The 25,433-nt window shown below is 63.2% G+C and carries 26 protein-coding genes and 1 pseudogene; 6 read left to right on the top strand and 21 right to left on the bottom strand.

Going from position 1 to position 25,433, the window contains the following annotated elements:
* The first annotated feature begins 48 nt into the window (after window positions 1-48).
* Both ACQUSY_RS08920 and glgB read left to right on the top strand, forming a co-directional pair.
* A complete protein-coding gene (locus ACQUSY_RS08920) occupies window positions 49-2,115 on the top strand; it encodes a maltotransferase domain-containing protein (protein WP_428904131.1) in 2,067 nt (688 codons plus the stop codon).
* A complete protein-coding gene (gene glgB / locus ACQUSY_RS08915) occupies window positions 2,112-4,250 on the top strand; it encodes a 1,4-alpha-glucan branching protein GlgB (RefSeq protein WP_428904130.1) in 2,139 nt (712 codons plus the stop codon). Before ACQUSY_RS08920 ends, glgB begins: the two co-directional genes overlap by 4 nt.
* 67 nt (window positions 4,251-4,317) lie before the next feature.
* Here the strand turns inward: glgB and ACQUSY_RS08910 are convergent, their stop codons facing one another.
* Together ACQUSY_RS08910 and ACQUSY_RS08905 are read right to left on the bottom strand one after the other, a co-directional pair.
* Window positions 4,318-5,241: a tetratricopeptide repeat protein gene (locus tag ACQUSY_RS08910; protein ID WP_428904129.1), complete on the bottom strand. Its 924-nt coding sequence runs from the start codon at window positions 5,239-5,241 to the stop codon at window positions 4,318-4,320.
* Window positions 5,238-7,094 carry a DUF8094 domain-containing protein gene (locus tag ACQUSY_RS08905; protein WP_428904128.1) on the bottom strand — a complete coding sequence of 619 codons (1,857 nt, stop codon included), beginning with the start codon at window positions 7,092-7,094 and terminating at the stop codon, window positions 5,238-5,240. Before ACQUSY_RS08905 ends, ACQUSY_RS08910 begins: the two co-directional genes overlap by 4 nt.
* Window positions 7,095-7,249: 155 nt before the next feature.
* Here ACQUSY_RS08905 and ACQUSY_RS08900 point away from each other — a divergent pair, with 155 nt between their 5' ends.
* Window positions 7,250-8,308 carry an AI-2E family transporter gene (locus ACQUSY_RS08900; RefSeq protein WP_428904127.1) on the top strand — a complete coding sequence of 353 codons (1,059 nt, stop codon included), beginning with the start codon at window positions 7,250-7,252 and terminating at the stop codon, window positions 8,306-8,308.
* Window positions 8,309-8,310: 2 nt separating this feature from the next.
* Here the strand turns inward: ACQUSY_RS08900 and ACQUSY_RS08895 are convergent, their stop codons facing one another.
* From ACQUSY_RS08895 to rpsB, 9 genes are all read right to left on the bottom strand, one after another.
* Window positions 8,311-9,024: an alpha/beta hydrolase gene (locus tag ACQUSY_RS08895; RefSeq protein WP_428904126.1), complete on the bottom strand. Its 714-nt coding sequence runs from the start codon at window positions 9,022-9,024 to the stop codon at window positions 8,311-8,313.
* Window positions 9,021-9,305: a hypothetical protein gene (locus ACQUSY_RS08890; protein ID WP_428904125.1), complete on the bottom strand. Its 285-nt coding sequence runs from the start codon at window positions 9,303-9,305 to the stop codon at window positions 9,021-9,023. The genes ACQUSY_RS08895 and ACQUSY_RS08890 overlap by 4 nt, the downstream gene beginning before the upstream one ends.
* Before the next feature lie 9 nt (window positions 9,306-9,314).
* Window positions 9,315-10,010, bottom strand: coding sequence for an aggregation-promoting factor C-terminal-like domain-containing protein (locus ACQUSY_RS08885; RefSeq protein WP_428904124.1), 696 nt, complete (start codon window positions 10,008-10,010; stop codon window positions 9,315-9,317).
* Between the two features lie 38 nt (window positions 10,011-10,048).
* A complete protein-coding gene (locus tag ACQUSY_RS08880) occupies window positions 10,049-10,612 on the bottom strand; it encodes a DivIVA domain-containing protein (RefSeq protein WP_428904123.1) in 564 nt (187 codons plus the stop codon).
* On the bottom strand, window positions 10,609-11,625 hold the full coding sequence (locus ACQUSY_RS08875; protein WP_428904122.1) for a phosphatidate cytidylyltransferase: 1,017 nt from the start codon (window positions 11,623-11,625) through the stop codon (window positions 10,609-10,611). The genes ACQUSY_RS08880 and ACQUSY_RS08875 overlap by 4 nt, the downstream gene beginning before the upstream one ends.
* A gap of 4 nt (window positions 11,626-11,629) precedes the next feature.
* The gene (gene frr, locus ACQUSY_RS08870; RefSeq protein WP_428904121.1) at window positions 11,630-12,184 is read right to left on the bottom strand and encodes a ribosome recycling factor; all 555 of its coding nucleotides are present in this window, start codon (window positions 12,182-12,184) and stop codon (window positions 11,630-11,632) included.
* A gap of 56 nt (window positions 12,185-12,240) precedes the next feature.
* On the bottom strand, window positions 12,241-12,960 hold the full coding sequence (gene pyrH / locus ACQUSY_RS08865) for a UMP kinase (RefSeq protein ID WP_428904120.1): 720 nt from the start codon (window positions 12,958-12,960) through the stop codon (window positions 12,241-12,243).
* Between the two features lie 97 nt (window positions 12,961-13,057).
* The gene (gene tsf, locus ACQUSY_RS08860) at window positions 13,058-13,885 is read right to left on the bottom strand and encodes a translation elongation factor Ts (protein WP_428904119.1); all 828 of its coding nucleotides are present in this window, start codon (window positions 13,883-13,885) and stop codon (window positions 13,058-13,060) included.
* 35 nt (window positions 13,886-13,920) lie between these two features.
* A complete protein-coding gene (gene rpsB / locus ACQUSY_RS08855) occupies window positions 13,921-14,757 on the bottom strand; it encodes a 30S ribosomal protein S2 (RefSeq protein WP_428904118.1) in 837 nt (278 codons plus the stop codon).
* A gap of 286 nt (window positions 14,758-15,043) precedes the next feature.
* On the opposite strand from rpsB, the gene ACQUSY_RS08850 reads away from it, so the two are divergent.
* The 3 genes and pseudogenes from ACQUSY_RS08850 to ACQUSY_RS08840 all read left to right on the top strand — a co-directional run bounded on the left by ACQUSY_RS08850 (window position 15,044) and on the right by ACQUSY_RS08840 (window position 16,193).
* Window positions 15,044-15,601, top strand: coding sequence for a peptidoglycan DD-metalloendopeptidase family protein (locus ACQUSY_RS08850; protein ID WP_428904117.1), 558 nt, complete (start codon window positions 15,044-15,046; stop codon window positions 15,599-15,601).
* Between the two features lie 98 nt (window positions 15,602-15,699).
* Window positions 15,700-15,810, top strand: a pseudogene (locus ACQUSY_RS08845) (iron chelate uptake ABC transporter family permease subunit); the annotation flags it as partial.
* Window positions 15,807-16,193 (top strand): ATP-binding cassette domain-containing protein, encoded by a 387-nt coding sequence (locus ACQUSY_RS08840; RefSeq protein ID WP_428904116.1) that lies wholly within the window; start codon window positions 15,807-15,809, stop codon window positions 16,191-16,193. The pseudogene ACQUSY_RS08845 and the gene ACQUSY_RS08840, both read left to right, overlap by 4 nt.
* A gap of 89 nt (window positions 16,194-16,282) precedes the next feature.
* Here ACQUSY_RS08840 and ACQUSY_RS08835 read toward each other — a convergent pair whose 3' ends face one another.
* The 10 genes from ACQUSY_RS08835 to rplS all read right to left on the bottom strand — a co-directional run bounded on the left by ACQUSY_RS08835 (window position 16,283) and on the right by rplS (window position 25,365).
* Window positions 16,283-17,749 (bottom strand): MATE family efflux transporter, encoded by a 1,467-nt coding sequence (locus ACQUSY_RS08835; RefSeq protein ID WP_428904115.1) that lies wholly within the window; start codon window positions 17,747-17,749, stop codon window positions 16,283-16,285.
* A 141-nt stretch (window positions 17,750-17,890) separates the two neighbouring features.
* Window positions 17,891-18,790 (bottom strand): tyrosine recombinase XerC, encoded by a 900-nt coding sequence (locus tag ACQUSY_RS08830; RefSeq protein ID WP_428904114.1) that lies wholly within the window; start codon window positions 18,788-18,790, stop codon window positions 17,891-17,893.
* A 59-nt stretch (window positions 18,791-18,849) separates the two neighbouring features.
* Window positions 18,850-19,779, bottom strand: coding sequence for a variant leucine-rich repeat-containing protein (locus ACQUSY_RS08825; RefSeq protein ID WP_428904113.1), 930 nt, complete (start codon window positions 19,777-19,779; stop codon window positions 18,850-18,852).
* 126 nt (window positions 19,780-19,905) lie between these two features.
* Entirely contained in the window at window positions 19,906-21,039 is a 1,134-nt protein-coding gene (gene dprA / locus ACQUSY_RS08820) for a DNA-processing protein DprA (RefSeq protein WP_428904112.1), read from the bottom strand.
* Window positions 21,036-22,547 carry a YifB family Mg chelatase-like AAA ATPase gene (locus ACQUSY_RS08815; protein ID WP_428904111.1) on the bottom strand — a complete coding sequence of 504 codons (1,512 nt, stop codon included), beginning with the start codon at window positions 22,545-22,547 and terminating at the stop codon, window positions 21,036-21,038. The genes dprA and ACQUSY_RS08815 overlap by 4 nt, the downstream gene beginning before the upstream one ends.
* On the bottom strand, window positions 22,544-22,906 hold the full coding sequence (locus tag ACQUSY_RS08810; protein ID WP_428904110.1) for a YraN family protein: 363 nt from the start codon (window positions 22,904-22,906) through the stop codon (window positions 22,544-22,546). The genes ACQUSY_RS08815 and ACQUSY_RS08810 overlap by 4 nt, the downstream gene beginning before the upstream one ends.
* Before the next feature lie 94 nt (window positions 22,907-23,000).
* Entirely contained in the window at window positions 23,001-23,330 is a 330-nt protein-coding gene (locus tag ACQUSY_RS08805; protein WP_217337409.1) for a DUF2469 domain-containing protein, read from the bottom strand.
* Between the two features lie 144 nt (window positions 23,331-23,474).
* Window positions 23,475-24,134, bottom strand: coding sequence for a ribonuclease HII (gene rnhB / locus ACQUSY_RS08800; RefSeq protein ID WP_428904109.1), 660 nt, complete (start codon window positions 24,132-24,134; stop codon window positions 23,475-23,477).
* Complete coding sequence (gene lepB, locus ACQUSY_RS08795; RefSeq protein ID WP_425463447.1) at window positions 24,131-24,871, bottom strand: signal peptidase I; 741 nt, start codon at window positions 24,869-24,871, stop codon at window positions 24,131-24,133. The genes rnhB and lepB overlap by 4 nt, the downstream gene beginning before the upstream one ends.
* A 149-nt stretch (window positions 24,872-25,020) precedes the next feature.
* A complete protein-coding gene (rplS, locus tag ACQUSY_RS08790) occupies window positions 25,021-25,365 on the bottom strand; it encodes a 50S ribosomal protein L19 (RefSeq protein WP_428904108.1) in 345 nt (114 codons plus the stop codon).
* Between the last annotated feature and the right edge of the window lie 68 nt (window positions 25,366-25,433).

Below are 25,433 nucleotides of genomic sequence, written 5' to 3'. Positions count from 1 at the left end.
TGACGCCCTGCACACCCACGCGACGCATTACAGCGGTAGATTCACAATGTGGCCACACTTTTGAGCATCGCATCGGTTCGTAGTTCGCACCCCATCCCGCTAAGGCCCGCTCCGGCGTGGCAGAAAAAGCGCGACACCCTGAGCGGACGCATCCCCCTCAGCGATGTCGTGCCAGCGGCTCCGGGTTCCTATCGTCCGAAGGGATATGTCGGCGAAGTCATCCCCTTCGGTGCGACCGCATTTCGCGAAGGTCATGACCTCATTGGCGTTCAGGTGCGACTCACCGCCCCCAGTGGCGAACAGAGTCTGCACCGCTTGCAAAACACCGGAACGGGTCTGGACCGCTGGCAGGTACTGCTCGCGCCCCTCGAACAGGGCGAATGGACATACCAGTTTGAGTCTTTCGCCGATGATTTCGCGACGTGGCAGCACGCCGCACACCTCAAGCTTGCGGTCGACGTTGACGTCGCCGTCATGCGTGAGGCTGGCGCCCTCGTCCTAGAACGCGCCATCGCCTCCGGCAAGCACCCCGCCGAAGACAAGAAGCTACTCAAGGCCGCGATCACGACACTGCGCGATGCCACCGCCGATACCGCCGCGGCCCTCGCGGTCGTCGACGACCCGGCTCTCACGACCCTCCTCTACGCACGCCCGGTGATGTCGCTCATCACCGTCGACGCACCACGAAGGCTTCTCGTCGAACGCCAACGCGCCGGCGTCGGCAGCTGGTACGAGTTCTTCCCCCGCTCCGAAGGCGCCACGCGCCGCGCAGACGGCACCATCGCTTCCGGAACCTTCGCCACGGCTCAAAAGCGCCTCCCGCAGGTCGCTGGCATGGGCTTCGACGTTGTCTATCTCCCACCCATTCACCCGATTGGCACGATCAACCGCAAGGGTCCGAACAACGCCCTCACGACCGTCGAAGGTGACCCAGGCTCCCCCTGGGCCATTGGTTCCGCCGCGGGTGGCCACGACGCAGTGCACCCGGATCTCGGAACCATGGCCGACTTCCGCGCGTTCGTCGCTGCGGCAAAGGAAGAGGGTATCGAGATCGCCCTCGACCTCGCTCTGCAGGCGGCACCCGATCACCCGTGGGTGAAAGCGCACCCGGAGTGGTTTACGACGCTGCCCGACGGCACGATCGCGTATGCCGAAAACCCGCCGAAGAAGTATCAAGACATCTACCCCATCAACTTCGACAACGACCCCGCGGGTATTCGCGCCGAAGTGCTCCGCGTCGTCAAGCACTGGATCGCGCAGGGTGTCACGATCTTCCGCGTCGACAACCCGCACACGAAACCACTCCAGTTTTGGGAGTGGCTCATCGCCGAGGTGTTGCGTGAGAACCCCGACATCGTTTTCCTCGCCGAGGCATTCACGCGGCCGGCGCCGCTCCAGGCTCTCGCCGCGGCCGGGTTCCAGCAGAGCTACACGTACTTCACGTGGCGCAACACGAAGGCCGAGCTCGAAGAGTTCCTCACCGGGCTCGCCACCGAAACCGCCGACTTCCTGCGGCCCAATCTGTTCGTCAACACCCCAGACATCCTCACCGAATACCTGCAGTTCGGCGGCCGCGCGGCCTTCGCGATCCGCGCGATCATCGCTGCCACCGCCGCTCCCACGTGGGGCGTGTACGCGGGCTACGAGCTTGTCGAATCGGTCGCCCGCCCCGGCGCTGAAGAGAACATCGACAGCGAAAAGTACGAGTACAAGCTGCGTGACTTCGTCGCCGCCGAAGCCGCCGGCGATTCGCTCGCTCCGCTCTTGCGCACGCTGAACGCAATTCGCGACGTGCACCCCGCGCTCGAACAGCTTCGATCCTTCACCGTGCACGAGTCCGAAGACGACTCGATCCTGGTGTATTCCAAGCATGTCGACGCCGCGCTCAGCCCCAGCGGCCGCGACGACACCATCATCGTTGTCGTCAACGTCGACCCCCATTCCGTAAGAGAGACGATGGTGCACCTTGACACCACCGTCTTCGGCATTCCACTCGGTGAGCAGTTCCCGGTCGTTGACGTGCTCACCGGTTCTGAGTGGACCTGGAGCGACCATAACTACGTCCGGCTCGACGCATTCACACAGCCGGCACATGTTTTGTGGGTGAAACGATGAATGAGAGCGAAATCCTCCAAGCCATTGGCGAAGGCCGGTGGCACGCGCCGCACGATGTCCTCGGAACGCATACCAATGGTTCCACTCAGGTCGTACGCGCCCTGCGGCCGCTAGCCGACGCCGTCACGGTCGTGCTGCCGGACGGCACGCGTGCGCCGCTCAGCCACTGGAGCGACGGCATTTGGCACGGTGCTGTGCCCGCCGGAACCACAGCGTACGACATCGAGACGACGTACGGCGGGCACACGTCGCGAGCGGATGACCCGTACCGTCACACACCCACACTCGGCGAACTCGATCTGCACCTCATCGGTGAGGGCCGCCACGAAGAGCTGTGGCGGGCGCTGGGCGCTCAGGTGACAACCAACGGCGACGTCAGCGGAACATCGTTCACCGTGTGGGCACCGCGCGCGACCGCGGTGCGCGTCGTGGGCTCGTTCAACGACTGGAACGGTCGCCTCCACGCGATGCGTTCGTTGGGCTCAAGCGGCGTGTGGGAGTTGTTTATCCCCGCGGTGGGCGCCGGATCCACGTACAAGTTTGAAATTCGCACCCAGCGTGGCGACTGGGTGCTGAAAGCAGATCCGATGGCGCGTGCTGCGGAGGTTCCGCCATTGACCGCGTCGGTTGTCACGGCATCGTCGTTCGAATGGCATGACGATGATTGGCTCACGTCTCGCGCCCGACGCGAGCCTGCGCACGAGCCGATGTCGATCTATGAGCTGCACGTTGGTTCCTGGCGCCCCGGTCTCACGTACCGGGCGCTGGTCGACGAGCTCATCCCCTACGTGACGTCGCTGGGCTTTACGCACGTCGAGTTCATGCCGCTCGCGGAGCACCCCTTCGGCGGATCGTGGGGTTACCAGGTGTCGGGTTATTACGCGCCGACGAGCCGTTTCGGCACGCCTGACGACCTCCGATATCTGATTGACCGCCTGCACCAGGCCGATATCGGCGTGATCATGGACTGGGTGCCCGGGCACTTCCCCAAAGACGCCTTCGCACTCGCGCGATTCGACGGTGAAGCGCTGTACGAACACCCCGACCCGCAGCGTGGCGAGCACAAAGACTGGGGCACGTACATCTTCGATTACGGCCGCAGCGAAGTGCGGGGATTCTTGGTTGCAAACGCGCTGTATTGGCTCGAAGAATTCCACGTTGATGGCCTCCGTGTCGACGCGGTCGCCTCGATGCTGTACCTCGATTACTCGCGCGAAGACGGCGAGTGGACGCCCAACATTCACGGCGGGCGCGAGAACCTCGAAGCGATTCACTTCTTGCAGGAGGTCAATGCGACCGCCTACAAAAAGCACCCCGGCATCGCGATGATCGCCGAAGAGTCCACGAGCTTTCCCGGTGTCACGGCACCGACGAGCCGTGGCGGATTGGGCTTCGGCTTCAAGTGGAACATGGGGTGGATGAACGACTCGCTGCGCTACGTGAGCGTTGACCCGCTGTACCGCAACCACCACCACGGCGAAATGACGTTCACGTTTGTGTACGCGTTCAGCGAGAACTTCGTGTTGCCGATTAGTCACGATGAGGTCGTGCACGGCAAGGGCACGCTCATGACGCGGATGCCCGGTAGCCACGAGCATCAGCTCGCCGGTGCGCGCGGCTACCTCGCGTATATGTGGGCGTATCCCGGCAAACAGCTCCTGTTCATGGGCCAAGAGTTCGGCCAGATGTCGGAGTGGTCGGAGGCTCGGGGGCTCGACTGGTACCTACTGGAGCAGCCGTCACACCAACAGCTTTCCGGTTTCGTTGCCGATCTCAACCGCACATACCGCGAGCTCGAGCCGCTGTGGCGGCGCGATAGCGACGGTGGATCATTCCGCCTGCTGGGGGCACCGAGCGAAAACCGCGACGTGATCGCGTTCGCCCGCATCACGCCGCACGGTACGGTTGTGAGCATCTCGAATTTCTCCGGCGGCACCATTACCCAACTGCCGCTGGACTTGCCGCATGATGGCGCCTGGTACGAAGTGCTGAACTCCGACGCCACCGCGTTCGGTGGTTCCGGCGTCGGAAACTTTGGCGCCGTCGGAACAGACCCCAGCGGCCGCGCACACGTCACGTTGCCGCCGCTCGGAACCATTTGGCTGCGCTTCGGAGGCAAGCGCCCGGAGAAATAGCGAGAACGCGACAAGAGCAAAACGAAACGCCCCGACGTACAAAAACACGTCGGGGCGTTTCGAAGTTCTAGAACAGGAGCGACGTGAGGCGGCTGCGGGCGCGGATCACGCGGGCGTCAGCGTCGCCGACGAGACCAAACAGCTCCAGCAGGCGCTCACGCACCGGCGTGCGCTCGTCGCTCGGCAGCTCAGCGAACAGGTCGAGGAGGCGACCGAACGCGTCTTCAACGTGGCCGCCAGCGAGGTCGAGGTCGGCGATGTTCAACTGCGCTTGCACGTCGCGCGGGTTCGCCGCGGCAGCGTCGCGAACTTCCTGCAGGTTGAGGCTCTGCGCGCGGTGCAGCAGCTTGACCTGGCCGAGGCCGGCACGTGCTTCGTCGTCGCGCGGGTTCTCGGCCAGGGCCTCTTCGTACGCGGTGATCGCGGTGGCGTAATCGCCAGCTTCAATAGCGACGAAAGCTTCTTGGTGCAGGGGTGGCAGTTCTGGTTCCGCCTTTTCCTCACCGTCTTCCTGAGCGCCGCCAAGAATCTGGGTCACGCCCTGCTGCGTTGCCAACTCAAAAAGCTGCTCAAACGTGGCACGCACCTGCTCTTCGGTGACGGCGCTCTGGAACAACGGAACCGGAGCACCGTTAACGAGAGCAACGACGAGCGGGATCGACTGCGCACGAAACGCCTGCGCGATCTGCGGGTTGCGTTCGATCTCGACCTTCGCGAGCAACAACCGACCGGCAAGCTCCGTGACGACCTTCTCCAGGGTCGCGCTGAGCTGCGTACTGGCCTCGCTGCGCCCCGCCCACATGTCGACGACCACGGGAACACCGCGGCTGATGTCGAGCACCTGCTGGAAAGTCGCATCGGTGATGTCGACGATGTACGACGGTGCATCAGACGCTGCGGCGTTCGAAGCCGCCGGCTGGTTCGCGCGGTTACGCAGGCTCGACAGGTCGACAGCGCCGCGCAAGACGGCTCCGGGGGCTTGTTCACTCATGGAAGAACCTCAGACTTCAAGATGGACGATGAGTATCCGAGCAGACGAATCTGCTCAGTGGAACCCTGCGCTGGCACGTAGAAGAACAGCTGGTTCGTGTAGGTGGTCAAGAAGCCCGTCGAGGCCTCCGTGACACCCGTCAGCGTCGTCAGCACTGGGTTGTCGCCAATACGAATAACCGCGTCGGCGTTAATGGAGCGGGGCGACTCGGTGTCGTTCACGGTCACCGCAACGATCGCACCACTATCGAGCGTCGCGAGCGCGACCGGTGCTTCCGTTCCCGGTGCCGACGCAAACGTCATCTCACCCGTGCCAGCAGCGGTCGTGTTGAAGGCGTCCAGGCTCTCCTGACGCTTCGTCAGCAGCTGACCGCGGAACTGATCGCCCGCGAGGTCATAAATCGGGGCGAACTCACTGTTCTCACCGTTTTCGATGATGTCGGAGTACATCGCCGCCAGGTCGTTCGGCGGCACCAGCAAGAACTGGTTGTCGGGGTTCACGAGCGTCGCACCGATGTCAGCCGGAGCCAGCCCGGGCACAACGGCCGATGCTTCCATCTGACCGGCGTACGTCAGCTTGTAGTTGGCCCACGGGTCTACCTGCGTCGCCATCATGATGACCGGCGGGATCGTGGTGTCCGAGTCGTCCTTGTAGATCGCCAGGAACGAGCGCGGCCACGTGTCGGCCGCCTGCGGGAGCAGGATGGTCCAATTTGCGGGCACCGCAGACGGAGCCGCGTATTCCGCAATCTTGGCGCGCAGCGTGTAGTTGACCGAACGGGCCTCGAGCACGGCGCCGCTGAGTCGTTCGCCGGCGGCGGCGGCATCAAGGCTGGTGTCGGCGGCAGCGGCAGCCTCAGAAATCTTCGTCATGATGCGCGTCGCCTGAGAATCCAGCAGCACGGGGGCCTTCTGGTCTTCCGGCGCGATGACGGTGGGCGTCGGGGTGGGCGTCGGCGTTTCGTTGCCTGCCTGCGGCCAGACGTCGGGCGAGCACCCCGAAAGGGCGAGCGAAGACACCAGAATAAGCGGCAACGCCACGAGCGCACGGCGCTCCGTCTTCTTCGGCGTCGACGAAATCACGCCCTTGCCCTCAGCCTCTTCAATCTCAGCAAGGCTCAATGGTTCCGTCACCGGCAGCGGCGGAAGTCCGCGGCGACGCGGTCCGCGCTTACGGCGCATGTGACGGATACCGAGGATGTACAGCACGACACCGATCAGGGCGAAAACGCCACCAGCAACCATCAGGGGGCCGGCCATCGGCGTCGAGTTATCGAGGGTCCACTTTGCCGAAATATCGGCCGGTGCTGGCACCGTGCCGTCGGCAGCAACCAGCACGCTCATCTCGGCCGGCAGGTTGAAGGTCTGAATGAGGGAGTCGACGTCGGTGAACTCGGCGATCCAAAGATCGGAACCAGCAGGGTTGCGTCCGGGTTCGACCGCGACTTCACCCTCTGGGGTTGCCTCCGGAGTTGGCGTCGGCTCGGCAGCCGTCTCATCGGCGGGTTCTTCTTCGACAACCACCGGGTCAACAACAGACGAAACAATCTTCTTTTCGCCGTCGACCTTCTCCACCACAACGTGGTTGTACGACGTGTCAGCGAGCCACGCGACCATGTCGCTGGTGCGACCGTAGGCGGCGAAAAGGTCTCCTTCACCGCGTGCAATCAGGGTCTGACCACCGGGCAGATACGCGAGAACACCAGCGTCGACGAGGGTGTACTTCTCGCTCGCTTCGACCGGAAACTGCTCCTGGTGGCTGTTCGGCCCGAGCCACAGGGTGCGTTGGCCGACTCCGACCGCAGCGCACAGAAACGCCAGGCAGAACGACACAACAGCCAATAAAAATCGCACGAAATGAACTCCTTCGCGACGGCGCCGGGCGCCGATCGCTTGATTCTCGACATTTCAGGTTAGCGAACATCACTGAAAGTTGCCCCGACATGCGTGCGCATCCTGCTGAAGGGGGTCGTTGGGGTTACTCTGGCCTGAGTTCTGTGAGGAGTTCGGTGAAGATTCACAATCCCTTCCGCACCGCCCTGGTTGCGACCCTGGGCGTCGGCGTTGGCCTGTTAATTATTTCGGCCGTGCAGGGGCTGTCGACGATCCTGTTGTACGTCGGCACCGCACTCTTTCTGAGCCTGGGACTGGATCCGGTGGTCTCGTTCTTCGAACGCCGTGGGCTGCCCCGCTGGCTCGCTGTCACCCTCACCGTCTTCGGAATTCTCGGCCTCTTTGCCGGCGTCGTCTTAATCGTGCTGCCGATCATTGTGGAGCAGATCACTCAGCTGGTGAACCAGATCACGACGGTTATTAACCAGTTGAACCAACAGGGGTCCTACGAGGATTTCCTGACATGGGCTCAGGAAAGATTGCCCGGCGTCGATGTCGAGCTGGTCTTCCAAGAGGCACAGAACTTCGTGCTGAGTAATATCCAGAACTACGCCGGCGAAGTGTGGCAATTCAGCCTCAATATTCTGGGCGGCCTCGCTGGCGCGTTCATCGTGCTCATTCTGACGATCTACCTCACTGCCTCGACGCCGCACCTGAAAGCGGCTGTCAACCAGCTGGTTCCGGCTTCGCGCCGCGAACGGTTCGTTGACCTGAGCGACCAGATCACCGACTCCGTCGGCTTCTACGTCATCGGCCAGGTGAGTCTCGGCCTGATCAACGGCATCCTGTCGTTCATCTTCCTCAACATCATCAACGCGCCGTTTGCCGCTGTGCTGGCCGTGGTGGCATTCTTCTCCAGCCTCATTCCGCTCGTCGGAACGCTGACCGGTTCGATCCTCATCATCCTGGCTTGCTTGATCCCCGACGTCGGCTCCGCGCAGACGGCGATCGCCGCGGCAATCTACTACTTCATCTACATGCAGGTGGAGGCGTACTTCCTGTCACCGCGCATCATGAACCGCGCCGTCTCGATTCCCGGTGCGGTCGTCGTGATTGCCGCGCTTGCCGGTGCGGCCCTACTGGGGCTCTTGGGCGCGCTCATCGCGATTCCGGTCGCAGCGAGCCTGCTGATCATCTACCGCCAGGTGATCATCCCGCAACAGAACGAACGCTGAGCCTAGTCAGCCCACTCGGTTGGCATCGGCAGCGCTGTGGGATTGACGACACGCACGATCTCATCGAGGACACGACGGGTCTGCGTCTCCCCCACCCAGAGGTGCTTACCGTCGTCGACGTTGATGAGCTCGATCTCCGGCACCGACGCAAAGCGCTCGGCCGCCTCAGCGGGCTTCAGGTAGTCATCGTGTTCGGGAATGAGCGCAACGAGACGACGCTCGTCGCCCGCCCACGCTGCGACTTCATCAGCGGTCGCGCGATGCAGCGGCGGCGACAATAGGATCGCACCGAGAATGTCGTGGTGACGGCCGTACTTCAGCGCCAGCTCCGTACCGAATGACCAGCCCACGATCCACGGGTTGGGCAGACCACGTTCGCTGACAAACGCCATGGCGGCGGCCACGTCGTGCTGCTCAGCCACACCGCCATCAAACGCACCCTCACTGGTTCCGCGTTGTGACGTGGTTCCGCGGGTGTTGAAACGAAGCACCGCGAGATCAGCCAATGCGGGCAGACGAGCTGCGGCCTTGCGCAGGATGTGCGAGTCCATGAAGCCACCGTGCGTGGGCAGAGGGTGCAGAGTGACGAGGGTGGCGACAGGCTCCGCCGTCAGAGGCAACGCGAGTTCACCGACGAGGGTGAGGCCGTCAGCGGTCTGCAACTCGATGTTCTCCCGGCGCGCCGGAAGCTCTCGTGGGCCGCGAATCTCAGTCAACTCGTCCTCCAACAGTGTGTGTGCCAGTGTCGACGCGCGGCGAGGTCAGCCGCGTCGCCCATGATGCCATCGGCGCGCCACACCACAAGGTGTGCGACGCCGAGCGGAACAATCTGTGAGCACCCGGGGCACGTGTACTCCTTGAGCGCTTTCGCAGGCGACACGGGTTGCACATAATACTCGAGGCCGCGACGGCTCTCGGTACGCTTCATGCCGCCGAGAAAACGCTCGAATGAATCGTCGTCGGTGTTGTCACGACGACGGCGATTAGACCGTGGCATGACAGCTACTTACCACCAGTGGTTGGTGGTCCAGAATTCGTATGCGCCTGCCCAGCTGCCGTAGCGGCCGGTCGCATAACCGTTTGCCCATGTCAGGTTGACAACCGGGTCATACGCGTTATCGATCTTGCCGCACGGGTACACCTGCACGAGACCGCACGCGCCCGAACTGGAGTTCGTCGCGTTCGGGTTCCAGCCGCTCTCACGGCTCACGATGTAGTCGACGTAGCCCCAATCGCTTTGCGCGATGCCCGCCGCTGCCAGCCAGTCTTCCTTCGAGCCACCGCCCGAGTACGACGGCGGCGAATAGCTACCACTGGAACCCGATGACGAGGAGGACTTCTTTTCCGGCGTCGGCGTCGGCGTGGGAGTCGGCGTGACGTAGGCCTCGTAGACGCTGCTGGAGCGATCGAGGGCGGCGACAACGACAACGTCATCGACGATGAGCTGCTGCGCACCGGCAACCGCGGCGTCATACAGCGAGGAATCGGCGGGCTGTGCTTCGGGGGCCGTACCGGCCAGCGCAGCACCCGCGGGAATCGCGAAAGCACCGCCAAATGCGACAACACCCATGATGGCGAACATCGACGCCAAGGCACGCTTTCGCGAGGGCTTCGTGTTCGCAGCAGATCGCGGACGCGGCGTGAACTGCACGTCAACGGTTTGGGATGCGCGGTGCGTTCGGAGGTCTTTGCGATGAGTCACAGTGTTTCCAGTGTACCCACGCTTGCCTGAACAAGCCATTAGCGCGTAGGAGAAACCGCCAGCATCACGTCAACAACAGCATCGAGCAGCGCGTCGACCTGCTCTTCGCGGTAGCCACGGCGCTGCATCCGAAACGCTGCCGCGCGCACCTGTTCTACGGTGACGAGGTGGCCGCGCTCAAGAAAAGCAACGAGCTTGTCTGCCACGATGTCGACCTCATCGACCCGGTATCCGTAGGTGAGCGCTGAGGTTCGGGCAAAGCGCTGTTTTGCCGGACGCGACAGGTGCTGCAGAATCTCTTCGGCAGCTTCGCGTGCGTTATCGACCCACACGCGAGCGCCTTCGCGGCGCATTGCAGCGTCGCGCTCGCGAGCAGCAAACGCATCTTCAATTCGCCCGAGTGCGCCATCAACGTGCGATATGGAGTATCCCTCTTTGACGAGCGGGAAGGCGACTTCGCGAATGGCTTGCGACGTCACCGTCGGAGCACCCTCGCGGCGCTCGAATGCCGCGCGGGCCTGCGCAAGAAAAGCGTCAACGGCACGTTGTTCGTAGCCCTTTTGACGACCAGATGTCAGCGGGAATACGGCAGCCGACATCATGCACCTACCAACGGAGTGAGCCAGTAGCAGAGCGCGAGCGTCGCGGCAGCCGACGGCAAAATCGAGTCGAGGCGATCAAGCAGGCCGCCATGACCCGGAATCCACGAGCTCATGTCTTTGATTCCCAGGTCGCGCTTAATGAGCGACTCTCCCAGGTCTCCGAGTGTTGCGGTCACCAGAATCACGAGACCCATGATGACACCAGCCCACAACGGCAGGTCAAGCACAAAGTATGCGAGCAGCGTCGCCGCCGTGGTCGCAGCGAGTGCGGCACCGGCGAAGCCTTCCCACGTTTTCTTCGGGCTCACGCGGGGAACCATGGGGTGCTTGCCGATCCAAACCCCAACCGCGTATGCACCTGTGTCAGCAGAGATCACAACGATGATGAACGTGAGAATCCACGCGGCACCGTTGGGCTGCTGCTGCAAGATAAGCACCAGCGCGAGCAGAAACGGCACGTACATGGGCAAGAAACCGGCCGCAGCGATATCAGCCAGCACGTCGCCGTACGTGCGTCCGTCGCGCGCCGCCATCTGCGCGACCATGCGCCACACGATCAGCACGGCGACAACGGCAAACGTCATGACCCAGAGTTGCCACAGAGCGCTGCCGAAATAACCGGTGGCGGCAAGCGCCACGGCGCCGGCGATCTGCACCCAGACGTCGACCTTACGGCCACCGGTTTCCAGGGCACGCGCAAGCTCAAACGTCGCAAGACCGCTGACGACGATCACAATGCTCGCGAACAGTGACGGCAAGAACAGCAGCGAGCCAAAAACGATCGCGGCCAGAACAAGCCCGGACAGGACCGCGAGGATGAGGTCGCGGCCCGTCCGCTGCTTGATCTTTTCGTTTACTTCTTCGAAGTGCTCGCGCGCGGTTGCGACCTGGTCGCGAAATTCAGCACGGCGCGCCTCAAACTGAGCTGCCGCACCGTGCCCGGAGCTCGTGGCGTCGTCGTGCTGCGCGTCGAGCGGTGACTCGAGCGCATCGTCCTGGGGATCGGCGCTCATAACGTCAGACCTCGAGGAGCTCTGCCTCTTTGCGCTTCAGCGCTTCGTCAATGAGGTCAGTGTGCGCACGGGTGAGAGCGTCAAGCTCCTTCTCGCCACGAGCGACCTCATCTTCGCCGACCTCGCTCTTCAGCGCGTCAAGCTCATCCTTGGCCTTACGACGAATGCCACGAACGTGAACCTTCGCGTCTTCACCCTTCGACTTCACCAGCTTGACGAACTCCTTGCGACGGTCTTGCGTCAGCTCGGGCATCGTGACACGCACGATGTTGCCGTCGTTGCTCGGGTTTGCGCCGAGATTTGGCATCGAGCTGATGGCGTCTTCAATGGCCTTCAGCGCCGATTTGTCGTAGGGCGTCACGATAATCGTGCGTGCCTCGGGGGTGTTCAACGAAGCCAGCTGTGCGAGCGGCGTCGGCGTGCCGTAGTAGTCCACCAGAATCTTCTGGAAGAGCTGCGGGTTAGCGCGGCCCGTTCGGACGGTGGCGAAGTCTTCCTTCGCTGATTCGACAGCGCGCTCCATGCGGCCACGGGTTTCAGCAATCACGTCGGCGATCATGCGTGCTCCAATCGGATAGGAAGAATCAAGTTCTCAGTCTAGTAGGCGGAGGCAGGTCAGCTTGTGACCAAAGTACCGATGGGCTCGCCCAGCAGCGCACGCGTAACGTTGCCTGCCGGCTCCATACCGAACACGCGCATGTCCATCTTGTTGTCCATGCAGAGGCTGAATGCGGTTGAGTCAACAACCTTGAGCCCCTGCTGCAGTGCGTCCTGGTAGGTGACGCGGTCAAGCTTCACAGCGTTCGGGTCAACGCGCGGGTCGGCGGAGTAAACGCCATCGACGCCGTTCTTTGCAACGAGAACTTCGTCAGCACCGATTTCCAGCGCACGCTGTGCGGCGACGGTGTCGGTGGAGAAATACGGGAGACCGGCGCCGGCGCCGAAGACCACAACGCGGCCCTTCTGCATGTGGCGCTCAGCACGCAGCGGAATGTACGATTCTGCGACCTGCGTCATCTGGATAGCGGACTGCACGCGCGTTGCGGCACCTGCCTGCTCCAGGAAGTCTTGCAGCGCGAGGGCATTCATGACGGTTCCGAGCATGCCCATGTAGTCGGCACGACCGCGGTCCATGCCGCGCTGGCTCAGTTCTGCACCGCGGAAGAAGTTGCCGCCACCGACGACAATAGCGACCTCAACCGTGTCAACGACCGCGGCAATTTCACGAGCGATTTGGCTCACAACGTCGGGGTTAACACCGAGCTGGCCGCCACCAAAGGCTTCACCAGAGAGCTTCAGGAGGACGCGACGGCGTCCGGTTTCTTCGGTAGCCATGGCGGCTCCTTTCATCGCTGCGATTTATGTGCGCCCGGCCTGGACGCGTGAAGAAGGGCCCGGATCGAATATATCGATCCGGGCCCTCACATAGGTGTTACGCGCCGACCTTGAAACGGGCGAAGTCGGTCACCGTGATACCGGCGTCCTTCGCAACCGCTGCAACAGACAGCTTGTTGTCCTTGGCGTAGTCCTGCTCGAGCAATGCAACCTGCTTGATGAAGGAGTTAACGCGACCCTCAACGATCTTCGGGAGGGCAGCCTCAGGCTTGCCCTCTTCGAGCGAGATCTTGGTAACGATCTCGCGCTCCTTCTCGATCTCGTCTGCGGGAACGTCGTCCTTCGAGAGGAACGACGGGTTCGCGAACGAAATGTGCTGAGCGATCGAACGAGCGGTGTCAGCGTCGTCACCCGAGTAGGCAACGACAACACCGATCTGCGGGGGCAGGTCCTTGCTGGTCTTGTGCAGGTAGATCTCGAACTTGTCGCCCGAAACGGTGCGCACCTGGCGCAGCTCGATCTTTTCGCCGATAACGGCAGCCGACTCCGAGATGACGTCAGCGACGGTCTTGCCGTCGATCGTGACGGCAAGAGCTGACTCGAGCGTCTCGGAACCTGCAGCGGCAACAGCGTCAACGACGGTGTCAGCCAGGGCGATGAACTTCTCGTTCTTTGCGACGAAGTCGGTCTCGCAAGCGAGCTCGATCAGCGTGACCTTGCCGTTGACTTCGCGCGAAGCTACGAGGCCCTCGCTCGTCGAACGGTCAGCGCGCTTCGCGTTGCCCTTGGCACCCTTGAGGCGCAGGATCTCCGTCGCCTTCTCCAGGTTACCGCCGGCCTCTTCGAGAGCCTTCTTGGTGTCGACCATGCCGGTACCGAGCTGTTCGCGCAGTGCCTTGATGTCCGCGATAGAAATGTTGGCCATGTGTGTGGCTCCTTCTGTTTCGTGTAGGCGGAAAGTTACTTGGACTCTTCGGTTGCTTCGACAGCAACCTCAGCAGCAGCTTCAGCGGCCGGCTCAGCAGCGGCAGCTTCGGTGCCCTGCTCGAGAAGCTCGCGCTCCCACTCAGCGAGGGGCTCAGCGTCGCTCTGTGCGTCAGCCGGCTGGTGCTTCTGGATGAGACCCTCAGCAGCTGCGTCAGCGATGATGCGCGTGAGCAGACCGACCGAACGGATCGCGTCGTCGTTACCCGGGATCGGGTACTGCAGGTCGTCCGGGTCAGCGTTCGTGTCGAGGATACCGATCACGGGGATACCGAGCTTCTTGGCCTCGTCAATGGCGAGACGCTCGCGCTTGGCGTCAACAACCCACATCGCCGACGGCGTCTTGGTCAGGTTGCGGATACCACCGAGCGACTTGTGCAGCTTGTCGAGTTCGCGCTTCTTGAGGAGGAGCTCCTTCTTGGTGAAGCCCGATGCAGCCGGGTTCTCGTAGTCGAGCTCTTCGAGCTCCTTCATACGAGCGAGGCGCTTGGAAACCGTCTGGAAGTTGGTCAGCAGACCACCCAGCCAGCGCTGGTTAACGTAGGGCTGACCAACGCGCGAAGCCTGCTCAGCAATAACTTCCTGAGCCTGCTTCTTGGTGCCGACGAAGAGAACGGTGCCGCCGTGTGCGACCGTCTCCTTGACGAAGTCGTATGCGCGGTCAATGTATGCGAGCGACTGCTGCAGGTCGATGATGTGAATGCCCGAACGCTCCGTCAGAATGAAGCGCTTTACCTTCGGGTTCCACCGACGCGTCTGGTGTCCGAAGTGCACACCAGCGTCAAGCAGCTGGCGAATGGTTACAACGGCCATGCCGTTCTCCCTTGTTTATGGCGCAAAAGCGCCGATTGCGGTTATGCGAGCGGATGCTCAATTCCTGGCGCCCGGCACACACTCCCGCCTTAAAAAGGACCGTTGGGAAATGTGCCACGTAAAATACGCATTGGGCACGCGAAGTCACCCCGACAAAGCGAGGTGCTCCTTCAGCATAGCAGGGTGAGAACCATTGGGATTCCTCCCCAAACATCGAATTCGGCGAGTTTTCCCCGGTTGTTCCGTCCCACTGTCCTGGTGACGCACAACAGCGCACCGTGGTGACATGACCTCGCCACGAATTTGTTCTCATCACCGGTCGCGCCTGCTCGCTGCGGTGGGGTTCATCGCGGCGCTCATCTTTCTCCCCACGCCCGCCACCGGCGTTGCACAGCGGCCCGTGGTTCCGCAATCCATCCAGGCGGCGCACGCACAGTGGCGTTGGCCCGTCGCCGTAGTCGTCAGCATTAGCGTGCCCTACCAGCAACCCGAGCATGACTACGGGTCCGGGCATCGTGGAATCGATCTCTGGGTGGGTGACGGCGCTGTGGCAGGGGCGCCGGCGGGCGGAACCATTGCCTGGGTGGGCACGGTGGCCGACAGACCACTCGTCACGATTGACCACGGCAATGGGTTTGTCACGACGCTGGAACCAGTCGTGGCATCGGCTGAGGTCGGGAGCGCTGTCGAGGCGGGAGAGATTGTCGGGTACGTCTCGACAGGCGGGCATGCGGCCACGGGCACATTGCACTGGGGTGTGCGCCAAAACGGGAGCTATATCAACCCGGCCTCCCTGTTCAGTCGTATCGCAAGACCCATTTTGTTGCCCTGTTGTGAGGAATAAAGTCATTCTGCACACGCGGGCACGAATCCGCGCGGCTTGCGTTCAATTCCTGTGAATATAGTTCCTAGACGATGGAAGCGGCGATAACCTCATGAGCGGCCCGCACGATGTTTGACCCGCGCGAATTGCCGGTCGGGATCGTGACGGCGCTCATCGGTGGCCCCGTCTTCGCGATCTTGATGATGCGGATGCGAGGCAATCGCGCATGAGCGAACTTCACACACAGCGCGTCACGTTCACGCGCGGTCACAGCCTGATCGTTGACGGCATCGACATCACCGCCCCGGCGGGCTCGGTCACGGCGCTTGTCGGCCCCAATGGTTCCGGCAAGAGCACGCTCCTCCGCCTCATCGCCGGTGCGTTGCGCGCAGACAGCGGCTCGATAGCGTTGGATGCGGAACCATTGAGCGGCTTGCACCGGCGGGAGCGGGCACAGCGGATAGCGCTGGTCGAGCAAGAATGGGCAACCGCCGACGGATTGCGGGGTCGCGACGTTGTGGCACTCGGCCGGGTGCCGTATCAAGGTTGGTTTGCCACGACCGCCGACGATGAGCGCGTCATCGCAAACAGCCTGACCGTTGCGAGGTGCTGACAGCCGAGACAATTGCTGCGGTGTGGGGAATCAGCCTCGAGGTCATGCGCCGTGCCGATAGCGATCGCCCGCTGCTCGTTTTTCCGTTGCTAGCGTGAGCGCCAGAACCGTCGCTGCCGGATAACGACCACGGGCTGCGTCACGATGCCGTCGACGACGAGCGCGCTGTCGGTCGGGCCGATCACCGGAATCGGTGTGGTGAGCGTGACCTCGACCGGATCAACCTTCATGTGGGCGAGCTTGCGGTGCGCGACCATATACGCGGGTACCAGCACCACGACAGCGCCGATCCACGCCATGGGGTTGCTCAGCGTCACGCCGAAGTAGCCGAACCAGGATCCGAAGATGACGGCCGCAACCACACGCATGACGAGTTCGATGATGCCGGTGATCGTCGGGATGAGCGCCTGCCCCAGGCCTTGAAGCGCACCACGCACGACGAAGAGCACACCCAGAATCGCGTACGTCGAGCCGTTCACGATGAGGAACAGGTGCGCCATTTCGACGACATCTTCTGAACCCTCGCCGATGAACAGGCGAATGAGCGGCACACCGAACGCGATCACGACAGCCCCGAGTACGACAGAAGCGATGATGGCCATCCAGATGGCCTGCTTCATTCCGCGGCGAATGCGGTCGGGGCGACGCGCACCGATGTTTTGTGCGGTGTACATCGAAACCGCCAGGCCCAGCGATGCGAGCAATGCGGAGGCGAGTCCGTCAACGCGAGCGGCGGTCGTGTACGCCGCAACAGCGTTGGTGCCGAGCGTGTTGAGCGCAACCTGAACCGTCAGCGTGCCGATCGCGATGATCGACGCTTGGAAACCCATCGGGAGGCCGAGGCGCAGGTGCTCGGCGAATTCGGCACGCGTGACGCGCCAGTCCTCGCGCTGCACCCGGAGCTCCGGAACGCGGCGACGAACGTAGTCAATGCACAGCACGACCGAGATCGCCTGGGCCACGACGGTTGCCGTTGCCGCGCCACCGACGCCCCAACCCAGCGGACCAACCATGACGATGACGAGACCAACGTTGAGCACACACGCCAGCGTGAGGAATACGAGGGGCGTGCGGGAGTCACCGATCGATCGGATGATCGCCGCAAGGAAGTTGAAGAACATCGTTGCTGCACCGCCGAGGAAGCTGATTTGCGTGAAGATAGTCGCTTCAGCGATCAGCTCGGGCGGGGTCTGCAAGAGCCTCAGGATGGGCTCGGCGGCCAACGGCCCACCGATTGTGATGACCAGGCTCACGATGGCGGTCAAGATGGCGCCAGCGGCCACCGAACGGCGAACCGCGCGTGCGTCAGCCGCGCCATAGGCCTGCGCCGTCGGGATCGCGAAGCCGCTCGTCATACCCCAGGCAAAACCCAACAGCAGAAACAACAGCGCACCCGTCGCGCCGACGGCTGCGAGCGCGTTGACGCCGAGGTATCGACCGACGACGACAGCATCGGCGAACTGGTACAGCTGTTGCACGATGTTGCCCAGCAACAGGGGCACAGAAAACGCAAGTATGACGCGCCAAGGGCGGCCGGTCGTCAACGGAGTGGCCATGCAGAAACTCGCAAAGTGCAGAAGATGTGGAGCGTCGAGTGCGGCGCCGCCGATAATTGTATCGAATCGGTTCGATGGTTGGGAAGACGCTGGCTACGGAACCCCGAGGCAGGGTGTGAGGCGGCGTACCTCGCGTGGCGCTTACGCTCGCGGGTGCGCGAGCTTGTACACGGCGGCGAGACGCTCGCTCGAGACGTGCGTGTAGATCTGCGTCGTGCCGAGGCTCGCATGGCCGAGGATTTCTTGCACAGCACGGAGGTCAGCGCCGCCGTCGATTAGGTGGGTCGCCGCGGAGTGCCGCAGGGTGTGCGGGCCAACGTGCTCCCGGCCCGTGACCGGCGCAATTTCGCGCGAGACCACCTCATACACAGCGCGCGGCGACAGCTTGCCGCCACGCACCCCGAGAAATAGTGCTGAGGTTCCGCTCCCCCGCGCAACCAGCGTCGGCCGCGCTCGGGTGAGGTAAGCGTCGATGGCATCTCGTGCGGGCAACCCGAACGGCACGACGCGCTCTTTCGACCCCTTACCCCAGACCCGAACGGTGGCGCGGTCGCGGTCGATGCTGTCGACATCGAGCCCGCACAACTCGGAAACACGGATGCCCGCCGCGTAGAGAAGCTCAAGCATCGCGTGATCACGCAGGGCGATCGGGTCGCCGTCAGAGGCGGCTACGCGGAGGCCAGAGAGCACTTCGTCGAGGCTCGTCGCCGTCGCTACCGCGGGAAGGATCTGTGCCTTTTTAGGTGTCACCAGGCGGAGTGTGGGGTCGGCTGTCACGTGGCCGTGCTCGAGCGCCCAAGCGAAGAACGTACGCACCGTGGCGGTGCGGCGGGCGATCGTCGAGCGGGCGTCGCCGCGCTGCGTGGCGTGCCATAACCAATCGCGCAGCGTATCGACATCGATGAGCGTGATGTCGTCGTCTTCGAGGTGGGAGCGGAGGTCTCTGAGGTCAGCCGCGTAGGCGCGAATGGTCGCCGGGGAAAGGCGGCGAACCTGCGCCAGGTGCGTCGCAAACGCCTGTGCCGCATCATCGAGCCTCATGACTCCATGATGCGGCACAGTGTTGCGCACCGCGTGGTGGCTGGCCGAGATTGACCAGCTTAGAGCTTGCGTGCCGAAACGAGGGCGACGACCGCGCCGACGGTGACGACGATCGCACCGAGAAGCACGACGTAGATGGCTGGGCCGAGCGCAATCTGGTATTCGACGCTCGTTGAAATACCGGAGATCGTCGAAATGAACAACAGAATCTGGCTCAGAATCGCCACCACGCCGGCAACGATGTATGACCATTTCGCGGGCTTCACGATCGCGAGGACAGCCACGGCGATGGTGATCAAACCACACACCAGAATGATCGGCCCGTCGGCACCCTCCGCCCAGTAGTTGAAGGAGTACGAGCCCATGCTGATGACGGGCAGGAAGCTCCCGATGATGGCGATCACGGCACCGATCGGAATCAGGATGAGGAGGCGGCCCAGCGCGCCGAGCTGTGCCGGGAATCCGGGCTTGTGCGCTACAGCGGCCGGCATGCCCATCAGCACCTGGTGTGGCAGCTGGCCGGCGGCGACGGCGTTCTGGTAGTCGGCAGGCCCGGGCTGGCGGCCGGTGTTCTGCTGGAACCACTGCGCCCAGGCGACTGCCTGCGGGTGCTGCGGAGCTTGCGGCTGCGCAAACTGTTGCGATGCCTGTCCATACTGCGGTGCCTGACCGTACTGTTGCGGCTGCTGTTGGCCGTACTGTTGTGCCTGGCCTGCGAACGGCTGTGCGCCCGGCGTGCTTGCGGCCTGCCCCAGGTTGAATCCGGCGGGTGCCTGCGGCACGGAGGGAACAACCGGTGCAGTCGGCGCCTGCTGCGGCGCGGCGCTCGCATGAATCATCTGCGCCAGTGCGGGCGAGCACGCGGGGTGCTGCAAAACATAACCACGGAGGTCAGGGCGGTACTGCGCAATGTGACGCAGCGTCGCGTCGTCGAGCGCCGGGTTCGCGAGATCAGCGGCGGTGTACGTGGATGGATCCTGCAGGGCCATGAGGTCTGCCTCTTCTGTGTGATGCGACGCAGGCGCCAGTCTGCCTGCTGCCGTCAGCCTATCGGCTCCCATCCATTCAAGGACAGTGACATTTGGTGATGCCCATTCCAACCCACGATGGGTTCATTATCCGCGCCCTTCCGGAACATTGGCGAGCACATATCCACCATCGACGGCGAAGACGGCCCCCTCCAGCATCAAAAGCCCGACGGTTGCCTGCACCTCGTCGCGCGGCTGCCCCGTGCGACGAGCCAGTTCGTCGACGTCGCGAGCAGCCCGCACGCTGAGGGCATCAATGAGGCGGTTGGTTGAGCTTCCGGCGTCACCATCAGCGCCGCGCTCGGGTGTTGCAGCCTCGTCAAGCCATCCGGCAAGCTCGCGTACTTCTTCGGGAGTTGTCACGCAAGCCGCGTCGAATTCGCGCATCAGTCGGTGACACCCCATCGAAGCGGGCGACGTAATCGGCCCGGGGACCGCACCCAACGGTCGCCCCAGGGATGCGGCGTGCCCCGCGGTGTTGAGCGAACCACTGCGCCACCCGGCCTCCACGACAACCGTCGCATCTGTCATCGCCGCAATCACGCGGTTCCGACTCAAGAATCGCCACCGCGACGGTGTAACCCCGAGCGGTAACTCGCTCGCCACAACGCCAGTGCGGGCAATTTGCGCGAGCAAGTGTGCGTGGCCAGCCGGGTACGGGCGGTCAACGCCACCCGCCATCACCGCAATCGTGACTCCGCCAGCGCCGAGCGCGGCGCGGTGTGCGGCGCCATCGATGCCGTAGGCACCACCCGATACGACGGACGCTCCGCCGCGGGCCAGTGCGTCCGCAAACTCGCCCGCGACGTGCTCGCCGTACCCGGTGGCGGCTCGCGCACCCACGAGAGCGACCGACTGTGCACTCGATAACAGCGTCGCGTCGCCTCGCACCCACAACAGCAATGGAGCGTGCACCCCCAGGTCATCGACCGCGTCGGGCCACTCGTCATCGCCCGGAATCACGAGCCGCGCGTCAGCACGCCGCGCACGTTCTCGCTGGTCGTGGCCGTCGAGCACACCGAGCCGCGGCGCCCACCGCGCCGTTGCTGCTGTCCAGGTGCGCTGAGGCACGTCGGGCGGGTGCGTGCCGGTGCGAATAATGTCGACGGCTTTCGGCGCCCCATACGTGGTCACCAACGCGCCAATGTCGGCGTCGCCCGGTTCTGCCAAGAGACTCAGGATGACGCGTGCCGCCGCATCTTGTCGTCGTTCGTCGTTCATACTGCCATTCCCTGTTTCAGTAAGAGTGCGCGCCCCACGTGGGTGGCGCTGAGTTTGTCGGTGCCGTCGAGGTCGGCGAGTGTCCACGCCAGTCGCATCGACCGGTCGTAGCCGCGGAGCGTGATCTGTCCGCGTTCCAGCGCTCGATCGAGCGCATCGCGTGCGCCGGCAACGACCGGCTCGCGCCGCAGAAACGCGCCGGAGACCTCCGCATTCACCCGCCACGGCGTTTCTCGCAACCGGTGTGCCGCGCGTTCCCGTGCCGCAGCGACGCGATCTCGGGCTTGCGCTGTCGTCACGGTAGAAGCGAGCGTCGTTGACGTCACGCGCCGCATCGGCAACTCGATATCGATGCGGTCTCGCACGGGGCCCGAGAGTCGCGACTGATAGCGGCGAATCGCGGGCGACGGACACGTGCACTCAGCTCCTCGAACGCCGTAGTTTCCACACGGGCAGGGGTTCATTGCCACCACCAGCTGACACCGCGCGGGGAACGTGGCGACGGCGCCCGCACGGTGAATCGTGATGCTCCCCGACTCCAGCGGCTGACGCAGCCCATCGAGCACGGCCGACGGAAATTCGGCGGCTTCATCAAGAAATAGCACCCCGTGCGCGGCGCGAGCAATCGCTCCTGGGCGAATAATTCCGCTCCCTCCGCCGATCAGCGCCACGACGCTCGCGGAGTGATGCGGGGCCTCGAACGGAACCACGCGCGGCAGAGCCATCAGTGGGGCTCCGGCGAGCGAGCGGATACAGGCAACATCGATGGCCTGCTCATGCGTGAGATCCGGCAGGATCCCCGGCAGCCGGGAGGCCAACATCGTCTTTCCGGCCCCTGGTGGCCCGCTCATGACAACGTGGTGCGCACCAGCGGCCGCAACGATGAGCGACTCCACGGCGTCGCGTTGGCCGACCACATCTTTCAAATCGCCCGGCAGCGGAGCGGCAACAACCGTGCTCGACGATGTGATTGGTTCCAACTCGTGTTCTTCACATTCCACCCCGTGTGCCCGCGCAACATCGCTGAGGGCAACCGCGCCAATCACCTCGATGCCGGGCACCAAGAGTGCCTCGTCACGATTCGCGAACGGCACGACCACGCGATCGAAGCCCGCGTCACGCGCCGCAATCACGCACGGAAGCACACCGGGCACCGGCCGCAACCGGCCGTCAAGGCCTAACTCGCCAATGTGAACGGTGCGGTGCAACGACTCGAGTGAAATCTTGTGCTCGGTGGCGATTGCGGCCATCGCAATCGCCACATCAAAACCGGAACCCCGTTTGGGGAGTGCCGCCGGCGACAGATTGACCGTGATGCGCCGCCGCGGCAATGGCAGCTGCGCGTTGAAACAGGCGTTGCTCACGCGACGCACGGCCTCGCCCAGCGCCTTGTCTGCCAGCCCAATGAGATCGAACGCCGGAGTCTGCGACGATAAATCGGCCTCAACCTCAACGAGCGCCCCGGTGATACCGTTCAACGCAATCGCCCACGTGCGTACGACGCTCATCGCACGTCCTCCAGATGAGCGATGTCGAAACCGTGATCGTCATCGCCCGTGATGCCGATGATGTCGAGGCGCACGGCACGACCGCGCGCGATCTCGGCGTGCGCGCGGCTCCACTCCCGCGCCAGACGCCAAAGCCGCGAAATCTTACGCGGATCGACGGCCTCCAGCGGGTCGCCAAACGCGATGCTGCGTCTGGTCTTCACCTCAACGACAACCACGAGGTCGTCGTTGAGCGTTACGACATCCAGCTCCCCCTCGGCGCACCGCCAATTGCGGCTCTGCACCACGTGGTTCCGCTTGGTGAGGTATTCGACGGCGAGCTGTTCGCCACGTCTGCCCAGATCATCTTTCGCTGCCATCCCCCGACTCTGCGGTACCCAGGCACGCAAAAACCCCGCGAATCAGCCGCGGTGGACAACACGCGAAAAATCGCGCGTTGTTAGGGAACGAGGATCACTTCTCGCCGTCGAGGGCGAGGTCGTCAGGAATCTGAATGTCGTGGCGCGACAGTTCTTCGATATTGACGTCTTTAAACGTCAGCACGCGCACCGACTTTACGAACCGATCGGCGCGGTAAATGTCCCACACCCAGACATCGGTCATCGTGATTTCGAAGTAGAAATCGTTGGCTGAGTCGCGGCGCACCACGTCAACGGCGTTCGCGAGATAGAAGCGACGCTCGGTCTCGATGACGTACTGAAACTGACCGACAACGTCGCGGTACTCGCGGTACAGCGCGAGCTCTAGTTCGCGGTCATAGTCGTCAAAAGCATCCTCATCCATGGTTCATCCATCCTATGCCGCAACAACAGATAAGGGCGAAACGACGTTGAGCTTCACAACGAGGCTCAGAAGTCCACCGTGACCGCGGTCGGCAAGAGCCGAAACGCCAGCGATATACAGCCGGCGAGCGGAACCACGAATGGCTCAGAACAGCGTGTTGCCTTCAAATGCCCACGAGACACGGTGGTGTGCGGTGATGCCGAACTCGACGATCGCGGCGCGGTGCTCGGCACTGCCATAGCCCTTGTTGCGCTCCCACTGATACGCGGGCGCTTGGGCGTGAATTTCCACCATGTAGTCGTCGCGGGCCACCTTAGCGAGCACGGAGGCGGCGGCAGCCGACGCACAATCGCGGTCACCTTTGATGACGGGGATGACCGTCATCCCCCACCCGCCAGCGGGCTGAATGTAGTCGTAATTGCCGTCCAGCAGCACAACGCCGTCACGCGGATCAACGCCGGCTTCAGCCGCCACGGTTTCGATCGCGCGGAGTGCGGCCGTACCCAGCGCCCGCATGATGCCGGTCTGGTCAACCTCAACAGCGCTCGCCCAGCCGAGGCCCGAACCGCTCACCCAATCGCGCGCACGATCGGCAACGTCATGACGCTTCGCCTCAGCGATGAGCTTCGAGTCGCGCAGGCCCTCGGGAATAGCGCTGCCCAAGTGCGACGCGTAGACGATCGAGGCACCCACGACGACGGGCCCGGCGATCGCGCCGCGGCCGACTTCATCGCACGCGATGATGAACGGATATTGCTCGAGCAGCGTCGCTTCGCGCTCTAGCGTGGGAACGGCAGGGCTCACTGGTCGGCCGGATCTGGCACGCCGATGAATGCCGAGTCGCTGGAGCCCAATCCGCCGAAGCGGTCGAACGGCCACGTGCGCAAGAATGCGCGTCCGACGACCTCAGACAGAGGTACAAAGCCCTGCCCGGGCTCATCGATGTGGAAGCGAGAGTCTTGTGAGTTGTTCCGATTGTCGCCCAGTACCCACAGCGAGCCTTCCGGAACCACAACGTCGTACTCGTATTCAGGACGATCGGGGCCGGGCGTGAGCTGTACGTACTCCGACTCATCGAGGGGCACGCCGTTGACCGACGTCTGGCCGAGCTCGTTGCAGCACACCACATGGTCGCCGGGCAAGCCAATGACGCGCTTGATGAGGTGCTCGGACGAGTCTGGTGCCGAAAGGCCCACGAGGGACAGCACCCAGTCCACACCCTCAGCGATGGGTCCACGGTCGGGCTTCGGCACGGAAACCCCCTGAAGCCACCCGCCCGGGTCACGGAACACCACGATGTCGCCGCGGTCGTAGCCGGTAAAGCGCGGGGTCAGTTCGTCAACGAGAATGCGGTCTTGCACCTGCAGCGTGTTTTCCATCGACCCCGACGGAATATAGAACGAGCGCACCACAAACGTCTTGACCAAGAACGACACCAGAAGTGCCACCAGAATGATGACGATCAGGTCGCGGAAAAAGACACCCCAGCCGCCCTTGCGCTTCGCGTTATTGCGGTGGCGGCGAGCATCGCGTCGCGACATGTGCGCGTCGGCATACTCGCTTGTCATGGTGTCCTATCGGGGGTGGGGGCTGCCGAAAACAGACCGTATGTCACAGCCTGGCACATCTCGTCTGCGAATAAGAAAACCCCACGGAGTGTTCCGCGGGGTTTTCTCGAAGAGGCGCTTAGTTAGGCGCGCTTCTCCTTGATCTTTGCCTTCTTACCGCGCAGTTCGCGCAGGTAGTACAGCTTGGCGCGACGAACGTCACCGCGGGTAACAACCTCGATGCGCTCGATCACCGGGGAGTGCACCGGGAAGGTACGCTCCACGCCAACCTGGAAGCTGATCTTGCGGACGCAGAACGTCTCGCGAATGCCGTCACCAGAGCGGCCAAGAACAACACCCTGGAAGATCTGAACGCGCGAGCGCGAACCTTCCGTGATGTTGACGTGAACCTTTACGGTGTCACCGGGGAAGAACTCGGGAATGTCCGAGCGAAGCGATGCCGCATCAACGGCGTCAAGGATCTGCATGATAGATCGCATTCTGCAGTCGCGTCAGGTCTCCTGCATAAGGGGTTTTCATTTAAAGAATCGTGCAC

Origin of the sequence: Microbacterium daqui (assembly GCF_050408675.1) — a bacterium.
GTDB lineage: Bacteria > Actinomycetota > Actinomycetes > Actinomycetales > Microbacteriaceae > Microbacterium.
The sequence above is the reverse complement of the archived record's forward strand: the minus strand, read 5'-3'. Positions and strand labels throughout refer to the sequence as shown.

Bases quoted from the DNA above. Each gene is read 5' to 3' on its own strand.
- ACQUSY_RS08880 (WP_428904123.1), bottom strand. From the start codon at position 10,612: ATGATGTCGGCTGCCGTATTCCCGCTGACATCTGGTCGTCAAAAGGGC.
- ACQUSY_RS08840 (WP_428904116.1), top strand. From the start codon at position 15,807: ATGAGCGAACTTCACACACAGCGCGTCACGTTCACGCGCGGTCACAGC.
- ACQUSY_RS08890 (WP_428904125.1), bottom strand. From the start codon at position 9,305: ATGCCACGGTCTAATCGCCGTCGTCGTGACAACACCGACGACGATTCA.
- ACQUSY_RS08835 (WP_428904115.1), bottom strand. From the start codon at position 17,749: ATGGCCACTCCGTTGACGACCGGCCGCCCTTGGCGCGTCATACTTGCG.
- tsf (WP_428904119.1), bottom strand. From the start codon at position 13,885: ATGGCCAACATTTCTATCGCGGACATCAAGGCACTGCGCGAACAGCTC.
- ACQUSY_RS08825 (WP_428904113.1), bottom strand. From the start codon at position 19,779: ATGGCCCTGCAGGATCCATCCACGTACACCGCCGCTGATCTCGCGAAC.
- ACQUSY_RS08830 (WP_428904114.1), bottom strand. From the start codon at position 18,790: ATGAGGCTCGATGATGCGGCACAGGCGTTTGCGACGCACCTGGCGCAG.
- ACQUSY_RS08850 (WP_428904117.1), top strand. From the start codon at position 15,044: ATGACCTCGCCACGAATTTGTTCTCATCACCGGTCGCGCCTGCTCGCT.
- ACQUSY_RS08875 (WP_428904122.1), bottom strand. From the start codon at position 11,625: ATGAGCGCCGATCCCCAGGACGATGCGCTCGAGTCACCGCTCGACGCG.
- lepB (WP_425463447.1), bottom strand. From the start codon at position 24,871: ATGTCGCGACGCGATGCTCGCCGCCACCGCAATAACGCGAAGCGCAAG.
- ACQUSY_RS08910 (WP_428904129.1), bottom strand. From the start codon at position 5,241: ATGAGTGAACAAGCCCCCGGAGCCGTCTTGCGCGGCGCTGTCGACCTG.
- ACQUSY_RS08805 (WP_217337409.1), bottom strand. From the start codon at position 23,330: ATGGATGAGGATGCTTTTGACGACTATGACCGCGAACTAGAGCTCGCG.
- ACQUSY_RS08810 (WP_428904110.1), bottom strand. From the start codon at position 22,906: ATGGCAGCGAAAGATGATCTGGGCAGACGTGGCGAACAGCTCGCCGTC.
- pyrH (WP_428904120.1), bottom strand. From the start codon at position 12,960: ATGGCTACCGAAGAAACCGGACGCCGTCGCGTCCTCCTGAAGCTCTCT.
- dprA (WP_428904112.1), bottom strand. From the start codon at position 21,039: ATGAACGACGAACGACGACAAGATGCGGCGGCACGCGTCATCCTGAGT.
- rplS (WP_428904108.1), bottom strand. From the start codon at position 25,365: ATGCAGATCCTTGACGCCGTTGATGCGGCATCGCTTCGCTCGGACATT.
- rpsB (WP_428904118.1), bottom strand. From the start codon at position 14,757: ATGGCCGTTGTAACCATTCGCCAGCTGCTTGACGCTGGTGTGCACTTC.
- frr (WP_428904121.1), bottom strand. From the start codon at position 12,184: ATGATCGCCGACGTGATTGCTGAAACCCGTGGCCGCATGGAGCGCGCT.
- glgB (WP_428904130.1), top strand. From the start codon at position 2,112: ATGAATGAGAGCGAAATCCTCCAAGCCATTGGCGAAGGCCGGTGGCAC.
- ACQUSY_RS08815 (WP_428904111.1), bottom strand. From the start codon at position 22,547: ATGAGCGTCGTACGCACGTGGGCGATTGCGTTGAACGGTATCACCGGG.